The sequence below is a fragment of the Bordetella tumbae genome (assembly GCF_965139195.1).
Lineage (GTDB): Bacteria > Pseudomonadota > Gammaproteobacteria > Burkholderiales > Burkholderiaceae_B > Bordetella_A > Bordetella_A tumbae.
Window position 1 is genome coordinate 142,643 of sequence record NZ_CBCSJH010000004.1, and the last position, 11,496, is coordinate 154,138.

The window sequence follows — 11,496 nt, forward strand, 5'->3', positions numbered from 1 at the left end:
TTGGCCCGGTGGGCGGCGGCTCTCATACTTGTTTGCGTCTGAGGGGAAGCCACCTGATCACAAGAGGAATTTAATGATTCAAGAACACACAATGCCGGGATTTCGCTATGACGGTGCAGGGAGTATGACCCGTATTGGATTGATTTACATCGCCTCTAGCGTGGTCATGGAAGAAGAAATGTGGGCCATGTCTGCACCTGGGGTTTCTACCCATACCGCCAGAATCAAATTGCCGAAGGTCACGGTGCAGGGCATTGAGGAAATGATGAGCGCGCCGGAATTGGAGCAAGCCGCTCGCCTGGTAGGGTCTGCACCTATTGATGTGCTGCTATTCGGCGGAACCAGTGCGTCTTTCCTGCATGGCACAGCTTATGACCATGCGCTGATCGAAAAACTGCGTCAATGGGTACCGGGGATTCAGGTCACGACAGCCTCTACGGCAACACTGGCGGCGCTGAAAAAGGTCAAGGCCGGCAAAGTGGCGCTGGCGACTCCGTATCTGCCGGAGATTCACGAGCGCGCTATCCGATTTCTCTCGGAAAATGGCCACGAGGTGGTGAAGAGCTCCTATCTAGGCATTTCCGATGATCACGCGCTGGCCGAAGTGCCTCTGGAAAAAGTGTATGAGCATGTGTTGTCGGTCGATCATCCCGATGCTTCCGCAATTTTCGTCTCGTGCACCAATTTCAGAACGGTAGGCGCCATCGAGGCACTGGAGCAACGCTTGGGAAAACCGGTGATTTCTGCGATCCAGGCTTCGTTCTGGCATTGCCTGGCATTGATGAATGCTGCTGGCGCGAAGCCCGGTTATGGCGAGTTGTTTACTGACAGCCTCGCCCAAGAAAACAGGAACTGAGCGAGGCTTGCCCCTCATTCTGTTTGAGGGCTGATTGATCATCCAACGTCAATAACGCAAGGGGAAGTCAAGATGCGTAGAGGTCAAGTTTTCTTTTCAATGGCAGCAATCGTCGCGGCATGGTCGGTAGGGGCAATGTCGCCAGTGTCAGCGGAAAAACTGGTGCTGGGCAATGAGGGTAGTTATCCGCCGTTCAGCATGGTCGCTGCTTCCGGCCAGCTCACCGGGTTCGAGCCCGATCTTGCACGGGAAATGTGTAAACGCATGAATGTGCAGTGTGAAATCGTCGTGATGGATTTCAAGGGGTTGATTCCCGCGTTGTTGCAGAAAAAGCTGGATGCGGTGGCGACACAGACCAAGCCACTGCCCGAGCGCAAAGCCAAAGTGCTGTTCGGCAGGCCCGTGCTGTTCAATCCGGACTCTTATGTGGTCCCCGCGGACAAGGACTATGCGTTTACGAAAGAGGGACTGAAAGGCGTGCGTATCGGGTTGCAGCGTGGGTCTGCACAGGCCAAGTATGTGACTGAAACCTTCGGGGATGCGGTGCAGGTCGTGTTCTACGACAATCCAGATCAGATCCGCCTGGATCTCGCCAGCGGCCGCCTGGATATGAGCTTGGGGCCAAAGATCAGCTGGACGAATGAATTCTTGTCCAAGCCCGCCGGGAAAAACTGGAAATTCGCTGGTGGCGATTTATGGACAGGGGGCGGCGAGGCCGGTTCCAGTTGGATCGCACGCAAGGATAGCCAGGCTTTGCTCGACAGGATGAACCAGTCTATCGACAGCATTATTCGCGATTGCACGTTCACGAAACTGCGCAAGCAGTACATGGAAGTGGAGCTGTTGCCGGAAGAGGCGGCCTGCCGGTAGGTGCCATAGATGCAGACCATCACATGCGCCAGCGTGCGATGGTCCCGGCAGGTTTTAGGGCCTGTACGGCTCAAGGTCTCCATGTTCACAAGGATACTCCCATGCCATTGTTGGGATTTGTGCAACAAATGGGTATTGGTGCGCTGATGACCATTCAGGTCGCGGTGTGCGCCTATTTGCTTGCGCTCGCCATCGGAATACTGTTTGCGCTGGCGACGCTGAAGCCCAAGAATTTGATGAGAATCGTCTGGGTGCCGTATGTCTCGGTTTTCACGGGCGTTCCGTCGTTGCTGATTGCCTTTCTTTTCTTTTACGCCGGGTCAGGCATGCTGAACCAACTGGGTGCGTTGGTCGGGATGGACCTACAGATCGAAATCACGCCCTTTATGGCGGCGGTCACGGCATTGGGCATGGTGTACGGCGCCTATTTGACCGACCTGATTCGCAGCGCCATCCAGAATGTGCCGCGAGGGCAGTTCGAGGCCTCGGACGTGTTGCTGGTGCCGCGGCCGGTGACCTGGGTCAAAGTCATTTTGCCGCAGGTATTGCGCCTGGCGCTGCCAGGGATGACCAATATGTGGATCGTGGTGTTGAAGGACACCGCATTGGTCTCGTTGATCGGGCTTAAAGAGATCATGGCCTATGCGAAACTGGCGTCGGGCGTGACGAAAGAGCCGTTTGTCTATTATCTGTTGGCGTCGGTCTTTTTTCTGGGCATGACCTGGTTGACCTACTTTGTGGCCAGGCGGGTAGAAAAATGGACGGAATGCGGCTTTCGGCCCGTGGTGACCAAAGGACGCGCTCATGCACTTTGATGTCGAAATCGCGTGGGAGAGCCTGCCCGCTTTGTTGAACGGCCTGGGAACGACATTGACTGTGTTGATCCCGGTGCTGATTCTGGGTCTGCTGTTTGCATTGCCTGTCGCGCTGGCGCGTCTGCAACCCGGACCCAGATCGACTGTTGCCGCCATGTATATCGGGTTTTTTCGTGGTGTGCCGAGTCTGGTCTTGCTATACCTGATCTATAGCGGGCTGCCTCAACTGACAATCGTGCGCGATACCTTTTTATGGCAGTTTTTCTCGAATGCCTATGTCTGTGCCTGGTTGGGGCTGGCGTTGACGCATTCGGGATTCATGGCGGAGATCATCCGGGGAGGGCTGGCAGCGATCCCGGCAGGGACCGTTGAGGCGGCGGCCACGCTCGGGCTGACTCCCCGGCAGATTTTGTTTCGACTGCGTCTGCCGATGGCTGCGCGCTACGTGCTCAAGGCGTATCAGAACGAACTGCTCATCATGGTCAAGAGCACGGCGGCGGTGAGCGCGATTACGCTGGTGGATCTGACATCCGCAGCCAATACGGTGTTCGATTACACCTACGATCCGTTTACGCCATTGATGACGGCGGCAGCGATTTATTGGTGTCTCATCAACATGCTGCGTTTCGGTTTTGCCACGGCGGATAGGAAGCTTAACCGTCATCTAGTCAAGTCCTGAGCCCGAAAGGGAGCGTCGAGCGGTCACGTCCGTCGTCTTGGCGACACGATGCGCCGAGGAATGGGATTTTTCTTCACTACTTCTGTCTAGGCACATTGACATGCAAGCTGGAATGAATACTTCCGTGCGGATTGAGGCTATCAATCCGAGGGTACCGAGCACACCTGCTGATGCGCAGGCTGCGATATCCATCAAAGATCTGAATAAGTTCTATGGGTCGTTCCAAGCGCTGCGTCAGATTAATTTGGAGATTGCCAACGGCGAAATTGTCGTGTTGTGCGGGCCGTCGGGCTCTGGGAAATCTACGCTCATTCGCTGCGTCAATCATCTGGAGCCGCATGACTCCGGCCAGATTCACGTCAACGGGGCGAGACTGACGCCGCGGACGGCGGATATCGAACATGTCCGTCGTCAACTGGGGATGGTCTTCCAGAGTTTTAATCTCTTTCCGCACATGACGGTGTTGGAAAATTGTACGTTTGCACTCAGATTGGCATTGAAGATGCCGGTGAAGGACGCGGAGTCAGTCGCCTGCGGCTACCTGGAGCAGGTCAACGTACTCGAACAAGCAGACAAGTATCCGATTCAATTGTCAGGGGGACAGCAGCAGCGCGTGGCAATCGCGAGGGCGCTTTGCCTGAAGCCCCGCATCATGCTTTTCGATGAGCCGACCTCCGCGTTGGATCCGGAGTCTGTTGGATCGGTCTTGCGCATTATGGAAGATCTGGCTGCGACGGGGATCACCATGGTATGCGTGACGCACGAGATGGGTTTTGCTCGACGCGTGGCGGATCGCTGTGTATTCATGGAGCGGGGAGAAATCATTGAGCAGGCCGAGTCGGAATGCTTTTTCAGGACGCCCCGAAGCGAACGATTGAAACACTTTCTCGACCAGGTGCTGTGAGCCAGGCCGGCACCAGGGGCGTCAGGAAAGGTGAGCCATTGCTAAGGAAAAGGCGAATTGGCCCACTAGCGTGTCTCTCGCATTATTGGTGCTGCTCCACTCGGAAATTCTGGCGCATCTATACACACTACAAGGGGTATGCAATGATTCAAAAAATCTTGACGGCTGGGGTTTTATCCAGCGTATTGTTTGCGGGCGCCGTACAGGCCGAGGATGCATTGGTGATCAGCACCTGGGGCGGCAGCTTTCGGGATCTGATAGACGAGAACATCGGCAAGGAGTTCACTCGCCAGACAGGTGTGCCGGTCAAATACATCACCGGCGGTACGATAGACCGGCTGAATAAAGCCAAGTTGGCCACTACCCCCGAGAGCGATCTGACGTTTACAACATCCCATATCGGCTGGCTATACGTCAATGGAGGGTTGTTTGAACAGCTGGACACAAGCAAGCTGACGAATTATTCGCATTTGGTCGACCGCGCCAAAATCAGTCCGTATCACATCGGCAGTTGGGCTTACGTATACACCATTGGTTATCGCCCTGATCTGGTGCCGTCGAGCATCACGTTCAATAGTTGGAATGACCTTTGGAATCCGGAACTAAAGGGGAAAATTGCTTCGCCTGATTTCGATCCCAGCCACATTATCGATATTGCTGCGATTCTGTCCAGCGGCGATGCCAGCACCTGGGAAAAGGGTCAGGACAAACTCAAGGCACTAAAACCTAATTTCAAGGCTTTTTACACCAACGATGCCAATAGCCAGCAGTTGATCTCCACCGGTGAAACGCCTGTGCAGATCCTGTTGTCGATGAATGCCTATCACATGGTAGGTCAAGGCGTACCTATCAAGGTAGTCATGCCCAAAGAGGGAGCGGTTCTGGGCGTGGATTCCATGGGCATCATGAAGGGGTCGAAAAAGGTCGACTTGGCCTACAAATTCATGGACATCGCGCTGTCGCCCGACGTGCAAGCCAAGATCGTGGCCTATAAAAAGGCCAGCCCTGTGGTGGATAACGCCAAGGTTTCATCCGAAGACGCGGCGTTGCCTGGCGTATTCACGACTAAAGAGCAGTGGGCAACTCAGGCCATCGTGATTGACGACAAATTGCGCGCCGAGAAAACGGCCGAATGGCGCAAGTGGTTTACCGAAAACATCATGAACTGATGGTGTCAGCGCATGAGATGATGCCCCGGCCGCCCAGTCGCCGGGGTATCTGCGTTCCGATATAGGACAACGTAGACGGAAGATCATTCGAGTTATGGACACACGTTCCGGACTAAGAGCATGGCTGGTGTCTCCGGCGGTTTTGGTGGCGTTTTGCATCTGCGTGGCGTTGGTGACGGTATTTCAGTACAGCCTGCGCACGTACGTGCCGGGCTCGCTGGATGTCGGTGGGCTGACGCTGGCCAATTTCACTGGGTTGAACAAACCGATTTATTTGGACGCCTTCTGGAATACGCTGCTGTTAAGTGCAGAGACGACGGTTTTATCGTTGCTGGTGGCGTATCCATTGGCTTATGCAATGGTCAGAGTGCGCAATCGTGCGCTGAAGTCTTTCATCCTCATTGTCTCGGTCACACCCTTGTTTCTGGGTGAGATCGTGCGCACGTATTCATGGATCATTGTGTTGGGGAACACTGGCTTTATTAATACGATGCTGCGAAAGTTGGGGTTGATTGAATGGCCGCTTGAGCTGATGTTTACGCACTTGGGCGTGCTGGTCGCGCTGGTGCATGTCACGATTCCCATTGTGGTGTTGATGCTGGCCACCGCGATTTCGCATATTGATCGCGATTACGAAAAGGCTGCTCAGAGTCTAGGGGCGGGGCCGATTCGGACTTTCCTGACGGTGACTTTGCCTTTGTCGATGCCGGGCATCCTGGCAAGTGTGACGACGGCGTTTGCATGGACGTTCAGCGCATTCGCCACGCCGCAAATGATAGGCGGCGGGCGCGTACCGACGGTGTCGACGCTGGTGTACCAACTTGGTTTTTCTTCGATGAATTTTCCGCTGGCTGCCAGTCTGAGTGTCGCTGGGCTGGCGTTGACGGCGGTGGCGCTATGGGGGCTTGGTCGAATGACACGACGGCTCAAGGCAGTGGGAGGTCATTAACCATGAAGATTCGAAGTTCTTTGCCGTTGCCGTTGCGCGTGGCGGCCCCGGCGCTTGTATGTCTGATACTGGCTTTTGTTTTATTGCCAGTGGTGGTGGTGACGATGGCGTCGTTCAACGACAAGGCGCTATTGACGTTTCCTCCGCAGACGTGGTCGTGGCGATGGTTCATCCGGGTATTTACGTACGCAGACTTTCAACACGGATTTCGTGCCAGCCTGATAGTCATGTTCTGGTCGTCACTGATTGCTTTGGTGATTGGAACCGGATTGGCGATTGCAGTGAAACGGATGGCGTTTCCGGGGAAAGATACCCTGCAAGCGATCTTGCTTTCGCCTTTGGTGATCCCTCACTTTACTCTCGGGTTGGGCCTGCTGATTCTGGTGGCGCAGTTCAGGGTGGATCGCGGCTATGCATTGGTGATCTTGTGCCATGTGATGCTGGTGCTGCCTTTTGTATTGCGTAGCGTTTACGTCTCGATGGAGAATCTGGATGAACGCCTGGAGCAGGCGGCGGCGAGTTTGGGGGCGTCGCCGCTCAAGGTGCTGTTGACGGTGACGATCCCCTTGCTGGCGCCCGGATTGTTTGGCGGCTGGCTGTTTGCCGCCATCATGTCTTTCAGTGAGTTCACGGCATCGCTGTTTGTGACGACGCAAAACACACAGACGCTCCCTGTGGCGATGTACAACTATGTGCGCGAGTTCGCAGACCCGACATTGGCCGCGTTATCGGTGGTCTACATTGCGGTGACTGCCAGTTTGCTGGCGTTTGCCAATTATTTTCTGGGCCTCGGCCGGGTGTTGAATATCGAGGACAATCAGTAGGGCAACATTCGAGAAAAAAGGAGGCGGAAGTTTCGCCTCCTTTTGGCCGCAGTTCATTCCGCAGTTCAGTAACCGCGTAATGGGTCGATCTGATTGTTGGGTTGTTCGCCTCTGGAGACCCTGAGGATATTTTCTGCGATCTGCGCGGCAGCAGATGAGGGAATGGCGACGGACGCGAGGTGCGGTGTGATCAGCACATTGTCCATGCGCCATAATGGGTGGTCCGCAGGCAGTGGTTCACGTGTAAAAACATCTAGCGTAGCCGCGCCAAGATGACCATTGTTCAGCAGGTCGGTCATTGCATCCTGATCGATCAGGGCGCCCCGAGCGACGTTGATCAGGGCGGCGCCTCTGGGAAGCCTCGTGAGTTTTTCGCGGCTGAGCAGGCCCTGCGTCTGCGGCGTCAGCGGCAACATGACGACCAGGATATCGGCCTGGGATAGAACCGTGTCGAGTGTTTCCAGGCCAGCAAAACACTGGATGCCGGCAAGCTGCCGAGGCTGTCTGGACCAGCCTAGCACCGTCAGCCCCTGGCGTTGCAGCTCATTGGCGGCATAGGCGCCCAACTCGCCCAGGCCCAGGACGGCGACGCGGATGTCTTCGGCAGACCGAGGGTGGCGATAGGCCCATTCGCCACGCCGCTGTGCTTGCTCAAAGTGAGGGATATCCCTGGCATAGCGTAGCGTGGCAAAGAGTACATAGCCCGCCATCATGCGAGCCATGTGAGGATCGGTGAGCCGCGTAATGGGTACACCAGCGGGTAAATCCCCGCGGCCGACGAGCGAGTCTACGCCTGCGCCCAGATTGATGATCAGACGCAGGCTGCTCATCTCGTCGAAAAAGCCCTCCGGCGGCTTCCACGCTAACGAGAAATGTACACGGGTCGGGTCGGTGATTTCACTGGCCTGCAGAATGCGCAGCGTGGGAAGTTGTGCCTGAAGGGCATTTTTCCAAACGATGAAGTCATCGAATTCACTGTAGAAAACAAGATCCCCCGACGGCATGGTCGCGGGGGCGAGGGGGGAGCGCTGGGGCATGATAATTGTCCTTCAGGCTGGGCGCTGGATGAGGCGCGCCATGGCTTCGAGAGCGAGTTCGTAGCCTTCGCCGCCGAGGCCGGCGATGACGCCATCGGCAGCCTTGGAAATATACGAGTGATGGCGAAAACTCTCGCGCCGCCAGATGTTGCTCATGTGGACTTCAATGATGCGGCCGGGAAAGGATAGCAGCGCGTCGAGAATGGGTATCGAGGAATAGGTCAGACCCGCCGCATTGATGATGATGCCTTGCGCCGTGCCGCGCGCTTGCTGGATCCAGTCGACCAATTGCCCTTCATGGTTGGACTGCACAAAGTGCAGCGCCATCTGCAGTGCCGCGGCTTTACGCTCGCATCGCTGCTGCAGGACGGGAAAACTCTCAGAGCCATAAACTTGATTCGTGTCCAGGCCATACAGATTGGCGTTGGGGCCGTTGAGAAACCAGACTGTGGTCTCGGTGGTGTCGGGTGAGGAGGGGGAAATCTGTGCAGGCGTATTCATGGGCTATTCCTCGGGGCCTCGGCATTGGGGGGGCGATGCGGTCATTGTCGTCAAGAGCAGGCGGTAGCTCGAGGCTAGCTGTCACGGGGGATGGTGGCGAGCATGGCAGGCAGGCTCTGAAAGGCCTCGTTCCAACGGCTGGCCTGTGGGCGGTCGGCACGCCAGTCGATCTCGGGAAAGCGAAAATCCAGATAGCCCAGAGCACATCCCAATGTGACTTCGCCGATGGTCGGGACGTCTATCGAGAGTGTGGATGCCTGTGCTTCGATATCGTTCAGGCAAGCGGTAACCTTGACCAGTTGGGCCTCGCGCCAGGCCGTCCATTGCTTTTCAACGGGGCGGGCGGTCAACTCGTAACGGGCCAGCAGGGCTGCATCCAACAAGCCATTGCCCAGTTCCTGGCGCATGAGCGCTGGCCATCGTTGGGAACTCTCATGGGGAAAGAGACGGGTATCGCCGGCCAGGTTAGCCAAGTATTCGCAGATGAGGCGGCTGTCATATAGTGACTGTCCATGGTCCAAGATCAATGTGGGAACCTTGGCCAAGGGGTTGTGCGTGGCAATGCGCGCATCGCGTTTGATGGGGTTGGCCGCGCTGTCGAGAAATTGGATTTGATCAGTCAGGCCCGTGAGGTGTGCGCAGACCATGACCTTGCGTACAAAGGGGGACGTGGGGGCATATAGGAGTTGCATCATAGGAGGAGCGCTCCAATCTGGCGGTGGTCTTGTCGAGGTGATGGTTGCAGGACAGAGACGAGACTATGGGACTAACACGACTTTGCCGAACACGTCGCCGTTTTCGAGCAGCTCATGCGAGCGGGCAGCCTCGGACAGCGGCAGGCTGGCGTGCACGCGTGGGAGGATTCGATGGTCAGCGATCAAGGGCAGGACCCGTTGGGCAATGATTCTGGCCATACGGGCTTTCTCGTCTGCGCTCTGAGGGCGCATGGTTGACGAATGCAGGCTTAATTGCTTTTGCATCAATGTGAGCAATTCGATTTGCACCGAGGAGCCTTGTAGAAACGACAGGCTGACATGGTGTCCGCCAAAAGCCAAGGTTTGTAGATTGCGCCGCACATAATCGCCGCCAACGACATCGAGCACCACATCGACGCCGCGCCTTTGGGTATGATCCAGGCAGGCTGCGACAAAGTCCGTGTCGCGGTAGCAGATGGTGTGGTCTGCACCGATCTTGTGCAGGGCAGGGGCGCGGTCGCTACGGCCCACGGTCGCAATGATCTTGGCGCCAGCTGCGCGGGCCATGCTGATGGCCAGGGTGCCGATGCCGCCGGCAGCGCCATGGATCAGTACGGTTTGGCCCATGGTCAATTGGCCGAGTTCGAACAGGTTGTGCCAGACGGTGAACAGGCCCTCTGGTAGTGCGCCGGCAGAAATATCGTCCAGGTTGTCGGGAACGGGCAGCGAATGGTCTACGCGCGCGACGCACCACGGCGCATACCCACCACCTGGCAGCAAGCTCATCAGCCGTTTACCGAGCAGATGTTGCGGGACGCCAGGCCCGCAGGCGATGACTTCGCCGCAGGCTTCCAGACCCAAGACGTCGGTGATACCCGGGGCGGGCTTGGAAAATCCCTGGCGCTGCATGATGTCGGGTCGATTGACTCCTGCTGCGAGTACGCGCAGCAGGACTTCGCCAGCAGCCGGCGTTGGCACGGGCCGTTCTGCCAGGGTGAGAACGCTGGCGTCTCCCGGCTCGCGGGCAACAACGGCGTGCATGGTGGTGGGAGGATTTTTCATGGCTTATCGCCCTGCTTGAAAGACACTGATGCCGTCGCTCGGCAGAGCGAGCCCGGCAACTGCGCCGATGGGCCATTGATGCATCGCGTCCAGGCCGGCGCTACGCACCATGACACGTTGACGACCCGCGACCGGCAGATCCACATCGAAGTAGGAGTCGATGTGATCCCCTTGGAAAACGTGGTTGACCACGGTGCCGCTGAGGACGGAGTCCGAGTGCAGGTTTTCCAGGCGGATCTGTTCTGGCCTGACATAAATATCCAGGCGTCCCCCTTCGTGCGACCCGCCGACCAGACGTTCCCGGCATACGCGCAGCAGCTTCGCACCCAGGCGCAGTTGCAGACCGCCAGCGTCTGAGCCATGGTAGTAAGCCGGCAGGATATTGACGTCACCCAGGAACGAGGCGACGAACGGATCCTGGGGATGGCGATAGAGCGTATCAGGCGCGGCGATTTGCCGGATGACGCCGCCGGACATGACGGCGATACGATCCGACATGCTCAGTGCCTCGCCCTGATCGTGCGTCACAAAGACGGTCGTGACGCCTAGTTTGCGTTGGATTTCTCGGATCTCGACTTGCATGGCGCCGCGCAGGCTTTTGTCCAAGGCGGAGAAAGGCTCGTCGAGCAGCAGTACCCTGGGATGAATGACCAGCGCGCGCGCGAGCGCGACACGCTGTTGTTGGCCTCCTGACAGCTCGCGCGGCTTGCGTTGACCCAGGCCATCCAGTTTGACCAGGGCCATGACCTCTTGTACGCGCTGGGTGATTTCCCCGGACGGAACGCGGCGCATGCGCAGGCCATAGCCGATGTTGCGCTCTACGGTCATATGCGGAAAGAGTGCATAGTTCTGAAAGACGATGCCGATTTCGCGGTTGTGCGGCGGTTGGTCGGTGATGACTTTGCCATCAATGAGAATCTCGCCATTATCGACGGGGACAAAGCCGGCAATGATGTTAAGCAAGGTGGTTTTGCCGCAGCCAGAGGGGCCCAGCAACGTCAAAAATTCGCCATGCCGGATCTTGAGCGAGATGTCATGCAGAACGGTCTGTTCGCGATATTTTTTCACCACGCCCTCTAGGCTGACAGCAATGGGCGACTCCTGGGATAAGGGACTGTTCTGCATGTGCAATCTG

The 11,496-nt window shown here is 56.9% G+C and carries 13 protein-coding genes; 8 read left to right on the forward strand and 5 right to left on the reverse strand.

Annotated elements, in window-relative coordinates; translation table 11 throughout:
• The first annotated feature begins 73 nt into the window (after positions 1-73).
• The 8 genes from ACNA0J_RS07495 to ACNA0J_RS07530 all read left to right on the forward strand — a co-directional run bounded on the left by ACNA0J_RS07495 (position 74) and on the right by ACNA0J_RS07530 (position 7,066).
• Positions 74-856 (forward strand): maleate cis-trans isomerase family protein, encoded by a 783-nt coding sequence (locus tag ACNA0J_RS07495; RefSeq protein ID WP_415818011.1) that lies wholly within the window; start codon positions 74-76, stop codon positions 854-856.
• Positions 857-928: 72 nt separating this feature from the next.
• Positions 929-1,726: a transporter substrate-binding domain-containing protein gene (locus ACNA0J_RS07500; protein WP_415818013.1), complete on the forward strand. Its 798-nt coding sequence runs from the start codon at positions 929-931 to the stop codon at positions 1,724-1,726.
• A 101-nt stretch (positions 1,727-1,827) separates the two neighbouring features.
• Complete coding sequence (locus tag ACNA0J_RS07505) at positions 1,828-2,541, forward strand: ABC transporter permease (protein WP_415818016.1); 714 nt, start codon at positions 1,828-1,830, stop codon at positions 2,539-2,541.
• Positions 2,531-3,220, forward strand: a complete 690-nt coding sequence (locus tag ACNA0J_RS07510; protein ID WP_415818019.1) for an ABC transporter permease — start codon at positions 2,531-2,533, stop codon at positions 3,218-3,220. The genes ACNA0J_RS07505 and ACNA0J_RS07510 overlap by 11 nt, the downstream gene beginning before the upstream one ends.
• Positions 3,221-3,332: 112 nt before the next feature.
• Positions 3,333-4,124, forward strand: coding sequence for an amino acid ABC transporter ATP-binding protein (locus ACNA0J_RS07515; protein ID WP_415818022.1), 792 nt, complete (start codon positions 3,333-3,335; stop codon positions 4,122-4,124).
• 143 nt (positions 4,125-4,267) lie between these two features.
• Complete coding sequence (locus ACNA0J_RS07520) at positions 4,268-5,293, forward strand: ABC transporter substrate-binding protein (RefSeq protein WP_415818025.1); 1,026 nt, start codon at positions 4,268-4,270, stop codon at positions 5,291-5,293.
• A gap of 94 nt (positions 5,294-5,387) precedes the next feature.
• A complete protein-coding gene (locus tag ACNA0J_RS07525) occupies positions 5,388-6,242 on the forward strand; it encodes an ABC transporter permease (RefSeq protein ID WP_415818027.1) in 855 nt (284 codons plus the stop codon).
• A gap of 2 nt (positions 6,243-6,244) precedes the next feature.
• Positions 6,245-7,066: an ABC transporter permease gene (locus tag ACNA0J_RS07530; protein ID WP_415818029.1), complete on the forward strand. Its 822-nt coding sequence runs from the start codon at positions 6,245-6,247 to the stop codon at positions 7,064-7,066.
• 65 nt (positions 7,067-7,131) lie between these two features.
• Here ACNA0J_RS07530 and ACNA0J_RS07535 read toward each other — a convergent pair whose 3' ends face one another.
• From ACNA0J_RS07535 to ACNA0J_RS07555, 5 genes are all read right to left on the reverse strand, one after another.
• Positions 7,132-8,103 carry a 2-hydroxyacid dehydrogenase gene (locus tag ACNA0J_RS07535; protein ID WP_415818031.1) on the reverse strand — a complete coding sequence of 324 codons (972 nt, stop codon included), beginning with the start codon at positions 8,101-8,103 and terminating at the stop codon, positions 7,132-7,134.
• A 12-nt stretch (positions 8,104-8,115) separates the two neighbouring features.
• Complete coding sequence (locus tag ACNA0J_RS07540; RefSeq protein WP_415818033.1) at positions 8,116-8,604, reverse strand: type II 3-dehydroquinate dehydratase; 489 nt, start codon at positions 8,602-8,604, stop codon at positions 8,116-8,118.
• A gap of 74 nt (positions 8,605-8,678) precedes the next feature.
• Entirely contained in the window at positions 8,679-9,296 is a 618-nt protein-coding gene (locus tag ACNA0J_RS07545; RefSeq protein ID WP_415818209.1) for a glutathione S-transferase, read from the reverse strand.
• Positions 9,297-9,362: 66 nt separating this feature from the next.
• Positions 9,363-10,361, reverse strand: coding sequence for an NAD(P)H-quinone oxidoreductase (locus ACNA0J_RS07550; protein WP_415818035.1), 999 nt, complete (start codon positions 10,359-10,361; stop codon positions 9,363-9,365).
• A gap of 3 nt (positions 10,362-10,364) precedes the next feature.
• Positions 10,365-11,486 carry an ABC transporter ATP-binding protein gene (locus ACNA0J_RS07555; RefSeq protein ID WP_415818037.1) on the reverse strand — a complete coding sequence of 374 codons (1,122 nt, stop codon included), beginning with the start codon at positions 11,484-11,486 and terminating at the stop codon, positions 10,365-10,367.
• Between the last annotated feature and the right edge of the window lie 10 nt (positions 11,487-11,496).